Here is a 17684-nt window from a genome sequence, read left to right on the forward strand (position 1 = left end):
CCTACATAATCCCGCATTTTATTTCTGATTATTGATTTGGTTTGACTTTTTCAACACGTGCACGCAGTTTCTGTCCCGGTTTAAATACAACAACCCGACGGGCAGAAACAGGTACGCTTTCCCCCGTTTTAGGATTACGTCCCGGTCGGGATGATTTATCGCGTAACTCAAAATTACCAAATCCGGATAATTTTACGTCACTGCCTGACTCAAGGGATAAGCGGATTTCTTCAAAAAAATTATCCACCAAATTTTTGGCTTCTGATTTTTGTAACCGATATTTTTCAATTAAAAATTCGGTAATATCACTTTTGGTTAGTGTTGTCATAAGTTTAATCTCTTAATTCAGCATTAAAACGCTGCTTAACTTCATCTAAAACAGCTGAAATGACTTCATTGATTTCCTTATCTTCCAAAGTTTTTTCATTGTCCTGAATGGTTAGGCTGATAGCAAGGCTTTTCGCACCACTAGGTACACCAATGCCTTTATATACATCAAATAAATTTACTTGAGTAATTTTTGTTCCACCTGCTTTTTTACAAGCTTCAAGAATATCACCTGCAGGAATTTCATCGGCAACCACTAAGGCTAAATCACGGCGGTTAGCCGGGAATTTTGAAATTTCTTTCGCTTGAATGACATTACGATTTGCAATCGCTTCCCACAGAATTTCAAATACCACAACTTTTCCATTTAACCCCAGTTTTTGAGAAATTAATGGATGAAGCGTACCAATAAAACCAATTTCTTTACCATTTAATTCAATGGCAGCAGATTGTCCCGGATGTAACGCGTCAAAGGTTTTTGCCACAAAACGCACTTGGCTGCCTACACCGGTTAAAGAAAGCAAACTTTCTAAATCACCTTTTAAATCGAAAAAGTCAACAGATTCTGTTTTAGCGTTCCAACTTTCATTTTTAACCGTTCCACTTATTACGGCACTCAATACAAACTCTTGACGTACGCCAAATTCTGCTTTGGTATCCGGAATAAAACGCAAGCCGGTTTCAAATAGACGAACGCGATTTTGCTGACGATTTTGGTTATACAACACCGCACCAAGCAATCCGCTTAACAACGATACCCGCATAGCCGACATTTCCACTGAAATCGGATTTGGTAACACTAAGGCATCTTGATTAGGATGTAATAAACCTTGCACTTTTGGATCAACGAAACTATAAGTAATGGCTTCTTGATAATCCGCATCCACAAGTGCGGTCTTAATGCGTGCTAAATCTAAATCCGATTCTTTGTGATCTCTCATACGCAAGTGGGCTAACGGTGCATTATTTGGAATGCTGTTATAACCATAAATACGTGCAACTTCTTCAATTAAATCTTCTTCGATTTCAATATCAAAACGCCAACTTGTTGAGGTGACCGTCCAAACATCATTTTCATATTTCACCTCAAAACCAAGACGATTAAAAATATCTGTGACGGTTTCTGTTTCAATATGATGACCAAGTAACGCATCTAATTTTTCGCGGCGAAGTTGAATGTGTTTTACTTTTGGTAAAAATTCTTCACTGACAACTTCGTTAATTTCACCGGCTTCACCACCACAAATTTCAAGTAATAATGCCGTAGCACGTTCCATCGCATTACGTGCCAATTCAAAATCAACACCACGCTCAAAACGATGTGAGGCATCAGTGTGCAAGCCATATTGTCTTGCTCGACCGGCAATCGCTAATGGTGCAAAAAATGCCGATTCTAAAATGACATCTTTTGTTTCACCTGTTACACCGCTTGCCTGTCCGCCAAAAATGCCTGCCATTGCCAGTGGGCCATTTTGATCGGCAATTAGCAAAGTATTTTCTTGTAATTTTGCCGTTGAGCCATCTAATAAAACAAGTTCTTCACCCGCTTTTGCCAAACGCACTTGAATGGGTTGTGCCACTTTTGCCATATCAAAAGCGTGCATAGGTTGCCCTAATTCAAGCAAAATATAGTTTGTAATATCAACAATCGGATCAATTGAACGAATCCCACAACGGCGTAATTTTTCCTGCATCCAAATAGGTGATGCGGCTTTTACATTCACATTTTTAATTACGCGTAACAAATAACGTGGACAAGCATCCGGTGCATTTAGTTCAATTTCCACTTTATCGGAAATAGTTGCCGGTACGGCTTTAAAGTGCGGTTGATTTACCGAAAGTTTATTGACCACAGCAATTTCACGGGCAATACCGGCAATACTTAAACAGTCTGCTCTATTTGGCGTCAAACTAATTTCGATAGCCTGATCATTTAACCCCAAATAATCACGCAAATTCATACCAAGTGGCGCATCAGCCGGCAATTCAATGATCCCATCGGCTTCAACATCAATCCCTAATTCAGAAAAAGAACAAAGCATTCCTTCAGAAGGCTGACCACGAAGTTTTGTTTTTTTAATTTTAAAATTGCCCGGTAATACCGCACCTTCAATGGCACAAGCTACTTTTAAACCTTGGCGGCAATTCGGCGCACCGCAGACGATATCCAATAATTTATCGCCACCAACATTCACTTTTGTTACACGCAATTTATCCGCATCCGGATGTTGCGCACATTCAATCACTTCCCCTACAACAACGCCGGTAAAATCACCGGCAACATCTTCCACGCCATCGACTTCTAAACCAAGCATCGTAATTTGATCACATAACTGTGCCGTGGAAATTGTTGGATTAACCCATTCTCTTACCCATTGTTCACTAAATTTCATTATTCTTTATCCTTTAAATTTGTTAGAAATAGCCGAAAGTTATTACTTGAATTGTTTTAAGAAACGGAGATCGTTTTCAAAAAATGAACGCAAATCTGTGACGTTGTAGCGTAACATTGTCAAGCGTTCAACCCCCATTCCCACCGCAAAACCGGAATATTCATTTGGATCGATTCCCACATTACGCAATACATTAGGGTGAACCATACCACAGCCTAACACTTCAAGCCATTTACCATTTTTCCCCATTACATCCACTTCTGCGGAAGGTTCGGTGAATGGAAAATAAGACGGACGGAAACGTACCTGTAAATCTTCTTCAAAAAAAGCACGTAAGAAATCGTGAAGCAAACCTTTTAACTCGGTAAAATTGGCTTTTTTATCGACATAAAGCAGCTCAATTTGGTGAAACATCGGTGTATGTGTTTGATCGTAGTCGTTACGATAAACCCGTCCCGGTGCCATAATGCGAATTGGCGGTTGCATTTTTTCCATTGTGCGAATTTGTACCCCTGAAGTTTGGGTACGAAGTAACAATTCAGGATTAAACCAGAAGGTATCGTGATCTGCCCGAGCCGGGTGATGTTTTGGAATATTTAATGCATCAAAATTGTAATAATCACTTTCAATTTCAGGCCCATTTTCAACAGAAAAACCAAGTTCCGAAAAAAACTGCGTAACACGATTAATCGTCATAGTAACCGGATGCAAACCGCCTTTTTCTGTTTTTTTACCCGGTAAAGTCACATCCACGCGCTCTTGTTCTAATTTTGCATTCAGCTCAGCTTTTTCCCACTCAGCCTTTTTAGCATTTAAAAATTCAAGCGCAGCCTGTTTGGCTTCATTAATTTTCGCCCCCATTGCAGGACGTTCTTCTGCCGCAACATTGCGAAGTTCTTGCATTAATTGGGTAAAATGCCCCTTTTTACCAAAATATTCGACACGAATTTCATCCAGTGTCGCCAAACTCTTATTTTCGATTGATTCAATCGCCGATTTTGCTTTTTCAACAAGATCTTTCAGATGTTGCATAGTATCCTCTGATTATTTCTATTACGTAGCTCAAAATGAGCCTAATGATAATACCAACGCACTAAAAAATCACGTTTTAATTTGTATTTCATCGTAGAAGAAATCACAGATGAATTATCAACAAAATAATCAAAAAGAGCATATTATCCGTCCCAAAATTTTTGTAAAAATGACCGCACTTTATTGATATGTTTTTTATAACCAAAAATCTTGGGACTAATTTAGTATGGTAAACAAAATGATTGATCAAAATAGGGTTAACGCCTTATATAGAAAGGTGTTAACCCTATAAAAGACTATATTTTTTGGAAGGTTCAGGCTATCTGTAAGTTTCGTTACTAGAAAAAGAAGTTTATTGTTATCAACTCATTAAAATCAATAAAATTCAATCTATTGGCTCCCTATGATAATGCTTACTAAAGAATAAGGCAGCTATTCCCAGTTAAAAAACAAAAAAATAGCATAACAAATCGTTATGCTATTTTCTTCAATCAAAAATTATCTTTGATAAAGTGGTGCAGGTCCTTGGGTACCACCATTAATCTGACCACCATCTTGTAATTTCAAGACAGATCCTGAAGAAGTGATTTCGACACGACGGTTAGGACGTAAACAATCTTTTTCTTCTTGGCTTGCGTGACGGTAACCCTCACAAGCTTTAACTTGTGGATATTTACCGTAACCCACTGCAGTGATTTGAGCTGCAACACCATCTTCAATCAAGCGTGCTTTAACACGGTTTGCACGACGTTGAGAAAGGTTCATATTATAAGCATCGGAACCTAAACGGTCGGTATAACCTGCTACTTTAACATCTTTAGCACCGGATGATTTTAATTGCGCTGCAACATTATCAACCACTTCTTTACCGCGTGGTGTTAATACATCTTTGTCGAAGTCAAATAAGAAATCACCGCTTAAAGTAAATGCCGCGTTACCGTTACATCCGTTTGGATACCAGAAGAAACTTTGTGCATTGTGATTTTTATCAAATAAAATTTTATATTGACAAATTTTGTGTACGCCGTTTTCACGGTAGTTGAATGCGTAATCCCATTCTTCAACACCATATAAACCTTCGGCGAAATGCGGACGACCGATCAAATTATATAATTGATCTTTATTCATACCGCGTTCAATCATACGTACATTATCCCAGTTTGGCCAAGAACCAAATTGGCTACCATCGTGGTTGAAAGCGGCACTGTCAATTTTTGGCCATACAAGTTGTGGAACTTCAACGCCGTCAACATTCTTATATTCAGGCATACCTTCGTCAGTAACTTTACTTAAGTTACCACAGGCTGCAACGGTTGCAACCGCCACCGCGGATAATAAAATACGGGATAATTTCATATTGTTACCTTTTACTCTTAATTGTGAAAAGTGTCATTCCTAAAATGAAGAAAGAACACAACTAAACTTTACAAATTCTTAGCCGGAAAACTATAAAAGCTTCGGGCCGCTTATACTAATCGCAAAAGCAAATTTTGTAAATATGAAACTCATCTAATGCCTTAAATTTGCAGTGATTTTTTGTAAAGCAATGTAAATTTAAGCCATTTTAACGAATAAAATCTTGCGGATTTTTATTCATATAACGTTGAATCAGCCCAGCCATACTTTCTTCCGCATGATGACCTAATTTTTGCAGCAGTGGTTTCTTCACTTTATACGTCACACCAATAACCGATTTGCTCTTCATCGCTTCAAGTAAAAGATCATCACTGGTTGAAATCCCATCAACCAGTTGTAAATCTAGGGCTTGCGTGCCAAACCAATGCTCTCCCGTTGCGATTTTATCAACATCCAAGTGCGGTCGATTTTGAGTGACAAATTGCTTGAATAATTGATGTGTTTCATCAAGTTCTTGTTGGAATTTTTGCTTCCCTTTTTCGGTATTTTCACCCAGTATGGTCACTGTACGCTTAAATTCACCGGCAGTCATAACTTCTACATCAACATCATTTTTTTTCAATAAACGGTGAATGTTAGGAACTTGAGCCACTACCCCAATAGATCCAATAATCGCAAAAGGGGCGGCAATGATTTTATCCGCCACACACGCCATCATATAACCACCGCTTGCCGCGACTTTATCTACCGCCACGACAAGTTTAATGCCTTTTTGTTTTAGGCGCATTAATTGTGAAGCCGCCAATCCGTAACCATGTACCACACCGCCGGGACTTTCCAAACGCAATAAAACTTCATCCTGTGGTTGAGCCACATTAATAATTGCTGAAATTTCTTCTCGAAGTGCGGTCGTTTGTGAAGCCGAAATATCACCTTTAAAATCTAAAACATAAAGACAAGGCTTTGTTTCCTCCATTATCCCGCCTTTCTTTCGTTTCGCTTTCAATGTTTTGGCTTTTTGTTTTTCCACTTTCTTTTCAGCTTTTGCTTGCTGTTTTAGTTCTTCATCAGAAAGATGAAAATCACGTAAATGTTTTACCGTTTCTTCAAAATGTTCGGATAAATCCGTAATCACCAGTTCGCCCGCTACACCATTTTTATTTTGGCGTGCAGAAAGAATAAAAGCGACAATAGCGCCAATCACAACAAATAAAGTTAAAATTTCTAAAATGAAAATACCGTATCCGGTTAAAATATCCGACCACATAAAATGTTCTCCTTTGCTAATGGACGACACATTCTACCCAACTCCGACAAGAAGTCCTAACTTTCTTATGGAAAATTTCACGATTTAAGGTAAACTAGCCACGTTTTTTATGCCTATTTTTATTCAGAGGTTTATATGTCTAAAATTGCATCTATTGTTGATGTATTGCAAGGAAAAGTTGCCATTGGCGAAACTGTTACGGTACGGGGGTGGGTTCGTACCCGTCGTGACTCAAAAGCCGGTTTATCATTTTTGAGCGTGTATGACGGTTCTTGCTTTGATCCTATTCAAGCCATTATTAATAATGATATTGCAAACTATGAAAGTGAAGTCTTACGTCTCACAACAGGTTGCTCTGTTATCGTCACCGGTAAAGTTGTTGAATCACCGGCAGAAGGTCAAGCCGTTGAATTACAAGCAGAAAAAGTAGAAGTGACAGGGTTTGTAGAAGATCCGGATACTTACCCAATGGCAGCCAAACGTCATTCTATCGAATATCTCCGTGAAGTCGCCCACTTGCGCCCTCGTACGAATATTATCGGCGCGGTTGCCCGCGTTCGCCATTGTTTGGCACAAGCTATTCATCGTTTCTTTCACGAACAAGGTTTTTATTGGGTTGCAACACCGCTTATCACCGCCTCGGATACCGAAGGTGCGGGCGAAATGTTTCGTGTATCTACCTTAGATCTTGAAAATCTTCCGCGTGACGACAAAGGTGCGGTCGATTTTAGCCAAGATTTTTTTGGTAAAGAATCTTTCTTAACCGTATCCGGTCAGTTAAATGGTGAAACCTATGCTTGTGCATTGAGCAAAATTTATACCTTCGGGCCGACTTTCCGTGCCGAAAACTCAAATACAACCCGCCACTTGGCTGAATTCTGGATGGTTGAACCAGAAGTCGCCTTTGCAACATTAGCAGACAATGCAAAACTTGCAGAAGATATGCTGAAATATGTTTTCCGTGCGGTTTTAACAGAACGCAAAGATGACTTAAAATTCTTTGAAAAACACGTTGATAAAGAGGTTATTACCCGTTTGGAAAACTTTGTGAATTCTGACTTTGCTCAAATTGATTACACCGATGCCATTGAAGTGTTATTAAAATCCGGCAAAAAATTTGAATTCCCGGTTTCTTGGGGCATTGATCTTTCTTCCGAACACGAACGCTATTTAACGGAAGAATACTTCAAATCACCGGTGGTAGTGAAAAACTACCCGAAAGACATCAAAGCCTTCTATATGCGTTTAAATGATGATGGTAAAACCGTTGCCGCAATGGATGTTTTAGCACCGGGAATTGGTGAAATTATCGGCGGTTCACAACGTGAAGAACGCTTAGAAGTATTAGATAAACGAATGGAAGAAATGGGCTTAAATCCGGAAGATTACTGGTGGTATCGCGATCTTCGCAAATACGGCACAGTGCCACATTCCGGTTTTGGTCTGGGTTTTGAACGTTTAATCGTTTATGTAACCGGTGTGCAAAATATTCGTGATGTTATCCCGTTCCCACGCGCACCAAGAAACGCAAACTTCTAATGGATAAATAACCTATTATTTATCACCTGTTAGAAAGGCAATATTTTGTGACCGCACATTAAAGTGCGGTCAAATTTTTTGCAGATTTTAAGGAAAGTAATATGAAAAAAATTGAGCAACTTTTTGCAAATAATTTAAGCTGGGCGCAACGAATGAAAGAGGAAAATTCAACCTATTTCAAAGAACTTGCCGATCACCAAACGCCTCACTATCTTTGGATTGGCTGTTCTGATAGCCGTGTGCCGGCAGAAAAGCTGACAAACTTAGAACCCGGTGAATTATTCGTTCACCGTAATGTGGCAAACCAAGTGATTCATACCGATCTTAACTGCCTGTCGGTGGTACAATATGCCGTTGATGTACTCAATATTGAGCATATTATTATTTGTGGCCATACAAACTGCGGTGGAATAAAAGCGGCGATGGCAGATCAAGACTTAGGATTAATCAATAACTGGCTGCTTCATATTCGGGATATTTGGTTTAAACACGGCCATTTACTTGGCAAGCTCACACCGGAAAAACGGGCTGATATGCTCACAAAAATCAACGTTGCCGAACAGGTTTACAACCTTGGGCGATCTTCCATTGTAAAAACCGCTTGGGCGCGCGGACAAAAACTCTCGCTGCACGGCTGGGTGTATGATGTCAATGATGGTTTTCTTGTAGATCAAGGTGTTATGGCAACCAGCCGAGAAACCTTAGAAATTTCTTATCGCAATGCCATTGCCCGACTATTAACGCTGGATGAAGAAGATATTTTGAAGAAAGAACACAGCAATGATTAAAAAAGTGCGGTTAAATTTGACCGTAATGCCAGTCAGTTAACCCATTGACCGGCTCTTTTTATATGATATTTAAGCGTTTTTTCTCTCACGACTCCCAGATAGTTTCACTTTTTCTTATTAGAAAGTTCACAATGCCCCAACTCATCTAAAAGTGATTGGTACGCCTTAGGTGAATTTCCCGGGCTTAATAATGATACGCCGATGAAGTAAGCGATAACAGAAGCACTACACTCGGTAAAGCTGAGACTATTTGGGGGGGAGGATTCCTTTGCACTTTGCCGCCTCAGTCATTGCCTTTCGGATGAGATTATACGCCGGAAATCTTTTACTCGACCCTCCCCCGGCTTTTACTTCTTAATGCATAAGCTTGTCCAATAGGTATTGCTTAACTTCTCGGTAACCCAATTCAATTTCCTGGCGATGTCGATAAACTGAAACAACTTCGTTCGCCGGATAAGTTGTATTATTAAGAAGAGAAGTAATATATTGAAAATGCTTACCCTTTTCTGTTTTTTCTAGTCCTAATTCACGTAAGACATCGCATTTTACCCCTTTTCGTAAGGGAATAAGCCAATGGCTTTGTGTTGAGGATGTTTGCCATTGATAAAGCAAATCAAGGAAATAAAAGCCTTTATCAAATAAGGTTAAACTGTTTTCTTGCACACTGTCGAGAATCCTTTGCAAGCCGCATTTCACTCGTTCGATAGAGTTAATGAGCTGATGGTTCATTAAATCCATATGACAAACTACTTTTACTTGAGGATAAAGCCTTTGTCTGCGATATGTCCTGCTTAAGAGAGTAATTCATCATCAAGGAAGGAGCTGAGTTTGTTGAAGGTTATATAGTGTGAAGAACGGTGAAAAGTTGTTTTGAGAGCTTGTGTGCAGTTTTGGCGGAGATTTTTAAACAGTTTTTAAAATGTGTTTTAAGGGGCTTTAAATTGTGAATGGCAGGCTGGGTTATCCAGCCTTTTTTATTAGTTTTAAATCACTGTAATAGCTAAAAATTACGATAGCCACGCACCACTTGTCCAATGATGATTAGGCTATTGGCTTCTTCAGCATCCAGTTTTAATGGGCGATATGATGGATTGTCGCTGATAAGCTCTACGCCGTTATAAGTGAACTGCACTTTTTTCACTAACATTGCTCCGTTGTGATTTAATACGAGTATTTTCCCTTCGATTAATTCGCGTTTTGAGCGGTCTACAATGATTTCTTCGCCGTCTTTTAATGTTGGGTACATGCTTTCACCACTTACTAAGAATATAGCGCAGTCTTTGGCTTTTAAGCGGCGTGACTGTAACCATGCTCGCTCTATTTTGGTTGTGTTGATTTCTTCATAATCGCTATTGAACGCACCTGTACCCGCTGATAAGCGCACTTCCCGGCAGTCTTCAATTTCAACAAAGGTTTCATCATTGCTAGCGATAAAGTTTGAATTTTGGTGCGTTGTTGGTGTTACCTTTCCTTCCATATCACCAACGCCAAGGGCTAACCAGTCAAGGCTTACCCCGCCTGCTTCTGCTATTTTAATTAAATTTGTTCTAGTTGGATCTGCGTCTCCTTTTACCCATTAAGCTAATGACGGCTGAACAACACCTACCGCTCTGGCAAACAAACTTAAATTATCATTAAACTTTAATTCAGCAATTTTCATCATTCTCTCAGAGAACTCACTATCGTAAATGTTAGGCTTGCTCATCTTTTACCTTTCATCAAGTTTCTAACCCTATGTAAATATTAAATACAAGCGTTTATTTTTCTTAAAACATAAACGTTAAAGTTAAAATATTTTCAAAAAATTAAATATTTACATTTGATTTGTATAAACTTTTATATTTCAATAGGTTGGTTTCGATAGTCAAGAGGATTAACTGATCTGCATTACGGTTAAATTTAGCCGCGCTTTTCGTCTATCCCTGCTTCAAATCGTGTGCCTGTTGTAATAATTGACGGCTTTCTTTTAAGAATTGTTCGGAATACTCACCAAACCATTCCCGCACTTGATGGAATGTGTCAATAAATCCTTGACGATCACCATTTTCAAAGAGCTTCAATGCCTCATCATAGGTTTGTTTTAGGCTTTCAATGACGTCTAAATTTTCCGATTTATCAAAAATAATATCCGCATAAAGCTCCGCATCTTGTGCGAATAAACGCCCAATCATTGCCAGTTCCAAACGATAAATTGGCGAGGATAATGCCAACAAATTGGCAAGGTTAATTGGCTGTTTGGAAAGATGTAAACCGTTGGCAAATGTGGAAAAATGGCGTAATGCTTGCACATAAGTCATATTGTGATCGTGTTCGGCGGCATCGGTTTCATAGATTTTCGCTCCCCAAATTTGAATTTGTTCCACCAACCATTCATAACGTTCGGGAAAACGCCCGTCACAACGTACCACAACCTGTTTTGCCATACTGCCAATATCTGGGCCAAACATTGGGTGTAATCCCAACACCGCGCCTTTATGCACCGCTAACATTTTGGCAAGCGGTTCACGTTTTACGGAGGTTAAATCAGCAAGTAGCATATTTTCCGTTAAATAAGGTTGTAAACGTTCAATGGTTTCTAATGTATTTGCAATAGGAACAGAAACAATCACCACATTGGCATTGGCAAGAATCCGATCGGCGACTACCCAATCATCACGATCTAACACGGAAATAGGATAACCGGAGGCACGTAAATAACGGGCAAATAAGCCGCCTAATTTACCGTTCCCCCCCACAATCACAATTTTGTTAATTGCCGGATTTACCGTTTTAAAACCAAATTGATTTTCGTTGGCATAAGATTCACGCATAAAGCGGCGCAACACATCTTCAATAAGATCGGGAGAAATCCCTGCCTTTTCAGCTTCTAATCGGCGGGCTTGTAGCATTGCCACTTCACGCTCAGGGGCATAAATCGGCAAACCGTGTTGGTGTTTGACTTTTCCTACTTGAGAAACCAGTTCGAGACGTTTGGCGAAAAGTTGGATGAGTTCGCGATCAAGCGAATCAATATCGGTACGTAAATCTTTAAGAGCTTCCATAATCCACCTGTAACTTTTTGTTTACATTTATTGTAATGAATAAATTACAGGCGAGATTACTGGAATTTTAATGGAAAGGCAAATGAATTTATGCCGATTGTGTGATTAAACGTTGAGGGCGAATAAGGTGACCGTCAATCAACGCAACACCCAAAAATAAATTCTTGTCGGAAAACAACCGCACTTGACCGGCTAATTGTTGTTCATTGCTAAATTTTACCCGCTGCCCAAAGCCAACGGCTCTACTCTGCTCAGCATTAAGATATAGTGCCGGTAATTTGCTGACTGCCGTATCCACAGGTAATAAATAATGATCAAGTTGTGCCAAATCTTGCTGTTCGGCAAGAATTTGCAGTTCGTCCCACGTCATCATTTTTTCGCTAGGATAATCAGAAACGGCGGTTCGGCGTAGCATTGTAACGTGCGCGCCACAGCCCAAAACTTCCCCCAAATCGTCCACCAAGGTGCGGATATAAGTGCCTTTTGAACAATGCACTTCCAACGTCAAATAAGGGGCGTGGTATTCAATAAATGTCAATTCAAAGAGAGTGATGGGGCGGGCTTCACGTTCTACCGTAATACCTTGTCTGGCATATTTATAAAGGGGCTTCCCCTTGTGTTTTAACGCGGAAAACATTGTGGGAACCTGCAAAATATCACCACGAAATTGCTCAAGTGCGGTCAAAATTTGTGAAATTTCCACATTTACCTCACGGGTTTCCACTATCTGTCCTTCCGCATCGGATGTATCGGTTCGTTCGCCTAATTTTGCCGTCACCAAATAACGTTTATCCGCCTCCAACAAAAATTGGGAAAACTTTGTGGCTTCCCCTAAACAAATTGGCAACATTCCCGTGGCGAGCGGATCGAGAGCGCCGGTATGCCCTGCCTTATTGGCTTGGAATATTCGCTTTACTTTTTGCATAATATCGTTGGAAGACATACCTTGCGGTTTGTCCAACAAAAACACGCCGTCAATATCACGCCCACGTTTACGCGGTCTTGACATTATTCGCTCTCCTCAACATGCTTACGTTCATCTTCGCGCACTACATTTGTCACCAAATTTGACATTCTCATTCCCTCAACCAAGGATTGATCGTAAATAAAGCGAATTTCCGGCACAATGCGTAAGCGCATCGCTTTGCCAAGCAAGGTGCGAATATAAGGGGCGGCTTTTTCCAATCCTTTCATTCCTTGTGCAATCGCCGTTTCATCGTGATCAAAAAGGAAGGTGACGAAAATTTTGGCATAAGCCAAATCTCGGGACACTTCAACATCGGATACTGTCACCATTCCAATGCGGGGATCTTTCACTTCACGTTGCAAAATCACCGCAATTTCTTTTTGAATTTCCTGTGCGACACGGTCGCTACGTTTAAATTCTCGAGCCATTTTCTTTTCCTATTTTCAAAATGCTTTTTAAAACGAGGGATTATAGCAAAGTTTATCCCCTAATAGCGAAAAGAGCGGTTGGTTTTGGCGGAATTTTTGAGATTGTTTATCTCAATAAACGGCGATAGCTTGTATTGAGCTAAGTATTTTTGCAGTGGTGAGACAATGCTATTTTTACAGCTAGGATTAAAAAGCGCTCAGCTTATAAAACATGATAAAATCCGACCGCTCTTTTATCTTTAAGCTGCAATAAAATTATTTTCGTGATCCTATAGAGATAATCTTTCTAACCGGAAGCGGCAAGTAAATTTTGTCTAATTTGATCAAAATCAGTTCGGCGTAATAGTTTGCCGTCTTCAAATAGTATTTCTAATAAATCGTCACTGAAATCATCTTCTGAGGTTAAACCGTCAAGATATGTATCATAAGAAAGGACTTTAACACGGCCTTTTTGAGATTTCTTTAAGCCATTGTCGGTTTTCGGGTTTTTAAAAATCGCTTTTTCTTTACCGTTAATCGTGATAGATGTTGCTTTAATGGCAAACCCCAAAGTATCACGTGTATTACGCTGGTAGGTTTGCGCGCCGACACCAAATACAATATTACTGGAAGCAAAGCCCTTCGCTTTCAGCCCCTCTAAAATCTTAGCCATTTTTTCATAAGTCACACCATCACCATAAATAGCACCGATATGGGGATCGAGAATTTTATAACCTTTTTGATTAACCGTGCCGCCAAAAATATCCCATAAACACTCAATCAGACCTTTACGTTCATGATCGGTATCTGCCGTAGGATCGCCACAAATAATCGCAAAAAAATCACCGCTATCGGGACGAATAACTAAGCGGGCATTTTCCGCTCTTGCCATAATTTCCGACTTTAATAAAGGTAAGTTAATCGTAACGTTATGCCAAAAATCTGTTGTATCCGATACAATTGACAACATATTATTCGGAAATTTTGCCATTAAATAACGAAATGTCGGTAATTCATTAACACCATGTGAGCTCATCACTGAGTGTTCTGAAGCCGGTATTGAGGTACCAATTAAACCGTTTGAACCGTAATAGGCTTCAATGAAAGAGATCGCAGGAATCGTATCCGTACCTAAAAAAGAAGTTAAATGACCGGCTCCGGAAGTTTCCGCCGATTCCAAAGAACTCATACCACGCATTGAAAAATCGTGAGATTGAAATGGAACATGATCTTGGTTATCACAGGTTTCCTTCGCAAACTTAACCAATACAGTCCGATAAGCAAAAGCTATAGAAGCCGAAGTCATTGACTGCCAAAGGGATACATTAATGAGTGTTTCTAAATAATTTGTCAGCCAAAAGAAATCGGGATGGGTATTCTCAATAGTCATCATGGGAACTTTAATTGCAACGGTTTTTCCTTCAGGAATAGCTTTAATTCGGAGGGGTAAATAACCAAGCTCGTGTAACTGCTTAATATGTTCACCTGCATCATCTAGCTGCAAAGTTTTTTTGATGAAGGCTGAATATTCAGAAACAATTTCATCCTTATTCCGAGAAAAAAAGTTGTCGTTAAAATAATGAATTAAATATTTAGTAATAAATGCTTGGAAACCAAAGGATACAACTCTTGTTAAATAAGGTGCCTGTTTATTGCTACGAGGCGTAAATGTACTATAAAGAATTTGTGAACCTTTAGGATACATTATTCGATGAGAGGTTTTATAAAAATCACATAATAATGATGGTATAGCGCTGGTACGACTATAATTATTTAATAAGTTATCCATAATTTATTACCTTATTAAGGTCTAAGTTAGATTTGTTGTTAATACCAAATGCAAGCCGGACAATGTTTAAAATTAATATTAAATCGGTTATCTCTTATCACAGGATATAACCGCGTTCAACATTTATCAGAATATTTGTCTTGTAATAAATGTTATTTTAGTGATCTAAATAAAGTGCGGTCAGATTTCTCCGCATTTTCTAAAATAGCCGGAGAATCTCACCGCAACTTCTAACATTTCAACAGATTACGACTTAATAATTAAATTGAACGTTTAACCTCTACTACTTCAAATACCTCAATCTGATCGCCGACTTTTACATCGTTGTAGTTTTTCACGCCAATACCACATTCCATATTGCTACGTACTTCGGAAACGTCATCTTTGAAACGGCGTAAAGATTCAAGTTCGCCTTCAAAAATAACCACGTTGTCACGTAATACACGGATTGGGTTGTTACGTTTAACAATCCCTTCCGTCACCATACAACCTGCAATCGCACCGAATTTTGGATGACGGAACACATCACGCACTTCAGCCAAGCCAATGATTTCTTGTTTGAATTCAGGCTCAAGCATACCGCTCATTGCCGCTTTGATTTCATTCAGCAATTCATAGATGATTGAGTAGTAACGTAAATCAATATTTTCCGCCTCAATCACACGGCGTGCAGACGCATCGGCACGAACGTTAAAGCCCACAATGATAGCGTTGGACGCTGCCGCTAAGGTCGCATCGGTTTCGGTGATTCCACCTACACCTGAACCCACCACTTTCACTTTAACTTCATCGGTTGAAAGTTCATTTAATGCTTGAACAATCGCTTCCACCGAGCCTTGAACGTCTGCTTTCACAATCACGTTCAATTCTGCCACATCGCCTTCCGCCATATTGCTAAACATATTCTCAAGTTTCGCTTTTTGCTGGCGGGCGAGTTTCACTTCACGGAATTTACCTTGACGATATAACGCCACTTCACGAGCTTTTTTCTCATCACGAACCACGGTTGCTTCATCACCCGCAGCAGGCACACCGGAAAGCCCTAACACCTCCACCGGAATGGAAGGGCCGGCTTCTTCAATTTCTTTGCCGTTTTCATCACGCATTGCACGAACGCGACCGTATTCAAAACCACAAAGAACAATATCACCTTTGTGCAAAGTACCGGATTGAACCAAAACAGTGGCAACCGGGCCACGGCCTTTATCGAGGTAGGATTCAATCACCACTCCGCTTGCCATACCGTCTTTCACAGCCGTTAATTCAAGCACTTCCGATTGAAGTAGGATGGCATCTAATAATTCGTCAATCCCCAGCCCTTTTTTCGCTGAAACCGGAACGAATTGTACATCACCACCAAATTTTTCTGAAATCACTTCATATTGCAGTAATTCTTGTTCTACACGATCAGGATTGGCTTCAGGCTTATCAATTTTGTTCACCGCCACCACTAAAGGCGCACCCGCCGCTTTGGCGTGTTGAATCGCTTCAATGGTTTGTGGCATCACACCGTCATCCGCCGCAACCACAAGCACCACAATATCCGTTGCCTTCGCACCACGCGCACGCATAGAAGTAAAGGCGGCGTGTCCTGGGGTATCGAGGAAAGTGATCATTTTGCCGTCATCCATTTCTACGTGGTATGCACCAATGTGTTGGGTAATCCCCCCCGCCTCGCCGGCTGCCACTTTCGCTTTACGAATGTAATCAAGTAAAGATGTTTTACCGTGGTCAACGTGTCCCATAATGGTTACCACCGGTGCGCGAGTTACTTTTTCCGCATTCACATCACGATCGCCTAATACGGCTTCTTCAAGCTCGTTTTCGTTACGAAGGATCACTTTATGACCGAATTCTTCCGCCACTAATTGTGCGGTTTCTTGGTCGATCACTTGGTTAATTGTTACCATTTCACCCATTTTCATCATCATTTTGATGATTTCTGTGGCTTTGATCGCCATTTTATTGGCAAGCTCTGCAACGGTAATGGTTTCTCCGATAACAACATCTGCTTTCACCGCTTGAACCGGTTTGGTAAAGGCTTGTTGTAATGCGCCGCCTTTCTTACCGTTTTTGCCTTTGTTTAATTTCTTACGGTTAGATTCACGTTCATTTCTGCCGTTTTTGCTGTTTTCATCATCACGTCCTTTTTTCGCTTTGGCGACTTTATTTTTACCGCGACCACGATTTTCGTTACGGCGATTTTCTTCATCTTCCGCTTCAAGGGCATATTTTGAGCTTAAATTATAATCCGTGTAATCTTCGGAAGATTCATTGCTTACGTTATCGGCTTCGGCATAGCGTTTTGCTTCTTCTGCCGCCTTACGGGCTTGTTCTTCCGCTTTTTGACGGGCTAATTCATCCGCTTTACGGCGAAGTTCTGCTTCTTCCGCTTTGCGTTTTTCTTTTTCAGGATCAACCGTTTTAGGCTTAGAATCGACCGCACTTTGTGCAGGTTTGGCTTCGGCTTTGGCTTTTTCTGCTGCCGCTTTTTCAGCAGCGACTTTTGCCGCCTCTGCACGTGCCTTTTCTTCAGCCGCTTTCTTTTCTGCGGCTAATTTTGCTTCGGCTTCTTGTTGGGCTTTTAATTTTGCCGCTTCTTCTGCTTTTTGTGCCGCATCGGTTTTTACCGTACGTTTTTTACGCACTTCCACTTGAACGGTTTTGCTTTTACCTGCCGTTGTGGTGGCATTAACTGTTGTTTTTGTTCGGCGTTGAATACTTAATTTTTTCGGTGCTTCCGCATCCGCTTTTTTTACTTCATCAGTCATTATTAAT

Annotated in this window: 14 protein-coding genes; 2 read left to right on the plus strand and 12 right to left on the minus strand. The window is 40.2% G+C overall.

Annotated elements, in window-relative coordinates; translation table 11 throughout:
- Positions 1 to 28: 28 nt before the first annotated feature.
- The 5 genes from BKL49_RS03910 to sohB all read right to left on the minus strand — a co-directional run bounded on the left by BKL49_RS03910 (position 29) and on the right by sohB (position 6375).
- Complete coding sequence (locus BKL49_RS03910; protein WP_077423319.1) at positions 29 to 328, minus strand: integration host factor subunit alpha; 300 nt, start codon at positions 326 to 328, stop codon at positions 29 to 31.
- A gap of 4 nt (positions 329 to 332) precedes the next feature.
- Entirely contained in the window at positions 333 to 2720 is a 2388-nt protein-coding gene (pheT, locus tag BKL49_RS03915; protein ID WP_077423320.1) for a phenylalanine--tRNA ligase subunit beta, read from the minus strand.
- 42 nt (positions 2721 to 2762) lie between these two features.
- The gene (gene pheS / locus BKL49_RS03920) at positions 2763 to 3752 is read right to left on the minus strand and encodes a phenylalanine--tRNA ligase subunit alpha (RefSeq protein ID WP_077423321.1); all 990 of its coding nucleotides are present in this window, start codon (positions 3750 to 3752) and stop codon (positions 2763 to 2765) included.
- A 498-nt stretch (positions 3753 to 4250) separates the two neighbouring features.
- Positions 4251 to 5108, minus strand: a complete 858-nt coding sequence (locus tag BKL49_RS03925; RefSeq protein WP_077423322.1) for an OmpA family protein — start codon at positions 5106 to 5108, stop codon at positions 4251 to 4253.
- Positions 5109 to 5316: 208 nt separating this feature from the next.
- Positions 5317 to 6375, minus strand: coding sequence for a protease SohB (gene sohB, locus BKL49_RS03930; RefSeq protein ID WP_077423323.1), 1059 nt, complete (start codon positions 6373 to 6375; stop codon positions 5317 to 5319).
- A 135-nt stretch (positions 6376 to 6510) separates the two neighbouring features.
- Here sohB and asnS point away from each other — a divergent pair, with 135 nt between their 5' ends.
- Both asnS and can read left to right on the plus strand, forming a co-directional pair.
- Positions 6511 to 7914, plus strand: coding sequence for an asparagine--tRNA ligase (asnS, locus tag BKL49_RS03935; protein ID WP_077423324.1), 1404 nt, complete (start codon positions 6511 to 6513; stop codon positions 7912 to 7914).
- A 101-nt stretch (positions 7915 to 8015) separates the two neighbouring features.
- Positions 8016 to 8702: a carbonate dehydratase gene (gene can / locus BKL49_RS03940; RefSeq protein WP_077423325.1), complete on the plus strand. Its 687-nt coding sequence runs from the start codon at positions 8016 to 8018 to the stop codon at positions 8700 to 8702.
- A gap of 354 nt (positions 8703 to 9056) precedes the next feature.
- Here can and BKL49_RS03945 read toward each other — a convergent pair whose 3' ends face one another.
- The 7 genes from BKL49_RS03945 to infB form a co-directional block, all read right to left on the minus strand.
- A complete protein-coding gene (locus BKL49_RS03945) occupies positions 9057 to 9440 on the minus strand; it encodes a transposase (RefSeq protein WP_425271867.1) in 384 nt (127 codons plus the stop codon).
- Positions 9441 to 9702: 262 nt separating this feature from the next.
- Positions 9703 to 10179 carry a S24 family peptidase gene (locus BKL49_RS03950; protein WP_244151948.1) on the minus strand — a complete coding sequence of 159 codons (477 nt, stop codon included), beginning with the start codon at positions 10177 to 10179 and terminating at the stop codon, positions 9703 to 9705.
- Between the two features lie 439 nt (positions 10180 to 10618).
- Positions 10619 to 11743 (minus strand): bifunctional chorismate mutase/prephenate dehydrogenase, encoded by a 1125-nt coding sequence (gene tyrA / locus BKL49_RS03955; RefSeq protein ID WP_077423327.1) that lies wholly within the window; start codon positions 11741 to 11743, stop codon positions 10619 to 10621.
- A gap of 88 nt (positions 11744 to 11831) precedes the next feature.
- Positions 11832 to 12752, minus strand: coding sequence for a tRNA pseudouridine(55) synthase TruB (gene truB, locus BKL49_RS03960; RefSeq protein WP_143530802.1), 921 nt, complete (start codon positions 12750 to 12752; stop codon positions 11832 to 11834).
- The gene (gene rbfA / locus BKL49_RS03965; RefSeq protein ID WP_077423328.1) at positions 12752 to 13138 is read right to left on the minus strand and encodes a 30S ribosome-binding factor RbfA; all 387 of its coding nucleotides are present in this window, start codon (positions 13136 to 13138) and stop codon (positions 12752 to 12754) included. The genes truB and rbfA overlap by 1 nt, the downstream gene beginning before the upstream one ends.
- A 286-nt stretch (positions 13139 to 13424) precedes the next feature.
- Positions 13425 to 14906, minus strand: a complete 1482-nt coding sequence (locus BKL49_RS03970) for a nicotinate phosphoribosyltransferase (RefSeq protein ID WP_077423329.1) — start codon at positions 14904 to 14906, stop codon at positions 13425 to 13427.
- Between the two features lie 260 nt (positions 14907 to 15166).
- Positions 15167 to 17677 (minus strand): translation initiation factor IF-2, encoded by a 2511-nt coding sequence (gene infB, locus BKL49_RS03975; RefSeq protein ID WP_077423330.1) that lies wholly within the window; start codon positions 17675 to 17677, stop codon positions 15167 to 15169.
- Positions 17678 to 17684 lie beyond the last annotated feature (7 nt).

Source organism: Rodentibacter myodis, from assembly GCF_001999305.1.
Taxonomy (GTDB): Bacteria; Pseudomonadota; Gammaproteobacteria; order Enterobacterales; family Pasteurellaceae; genus Rodentibacter; species Rodentibacter myodis.

What these genes read in the sequence shown, in the direction of transcription:
- BKL49_RS03910 (WP_077423319.1), bottom strand. Translation starts at nt 328, where the DNA reads ATGACAACACTAACCAAAAGTGATATTACCGAATTTTTAATTGAAAAA.
- pheT (WP_077423320.1), bottom strand. Translation starts at nt 2,720, where the DNA reads ATGAAATTTAGTGAACAATGGGTAAGAGAATGGGTTAATCCAACAATT.
- pheS (WP_077423321.1), bottom strand. Translation starts at nt 3,752, where the DNA reads ATGCAACATCTGAAAGATCTTGTTGAAAAAGCAAAATCGGCGATTGAA.
- BKL49_RS03925 (WP_077423322.1), bottom strand. Translation starts at nt 5,108, where the DNA reads ATGAAATTATCCCGTATTTTATTATCCGCGGTGGCGGTTGCAACCGTT.
- sohB (WP_077423323.1), bottom strand. Translation starts at nt 6,375, where the DNA reads ATGTGGTCGGATATTTTAACCGGATACGGTATTTTCATTTTAGAAATT.
- asnS (WP_077423324.1), top strand. Translation starts at nt 6,511, where the DNA reads ATGTCTAAAATTGCATCTATTGTTGATGTATTGCAAGGAAAAGTTGCC.
- can (WP_077423325.1), top strand. Translation starts at nt 8,016, where the DNA reads ATGAAAAAAATTGAGCAACTTTTTGCAAATAATTTAAGCTGGGCGCAA.
- BKL49_RS03945 (WP_425271867.1), bottom strand. Translation starts at nt 9,440, where the DNA reads ATGGATTTAATGAACCATCAGCTCATTAACTCTATCGAACGAGTGAAA.
- BKL49_RS03950 (WP_244151948.1), bottom strand. Translation starts at nt 10,179, where the DNA reads ATGGAAGGAAAGGTAACACCAACAACGCACCAAAATTCAAACTTTATC.
- tyrA (WP_077423327.1), bottom strand. Translation starts at nt 11,743, where the DNA reads ATGGAAGCTCTTAAAGATTTACGTACCGATATTGATTCGCTTGATCGC.
- truB (WP_143530802.1), bottom strand. Translation starts at nt 12,752, where the DNA reads ATGTCAAGACCGCGTAAACGTGGGCGTGATATTGACGGCGTGTTTTTG.
- rbfA (WP_077423328.1), bottom strand. Translation starts at nt 13,138, where the DNA reads ATGGCTCGAGAATTTAAACGTAGCGACCGTGTCGCACAGGAAATTCAA.
- BKL49_RS03970 (WP_077423329.1), bottom strand. Translation starts at nt 14,906, where the DNA reads ATGGATAACTTATTAAATAATTATAGTCGTACCAGCGCTATACCATCA.
- infB (WP_077423330.1), bottom strand. Translation starts at nt 17,677, where the DNA reads ATGACTGATGAAGTAAAAAAAGCGGATGCGGAAGCACCGAAAAAATTA.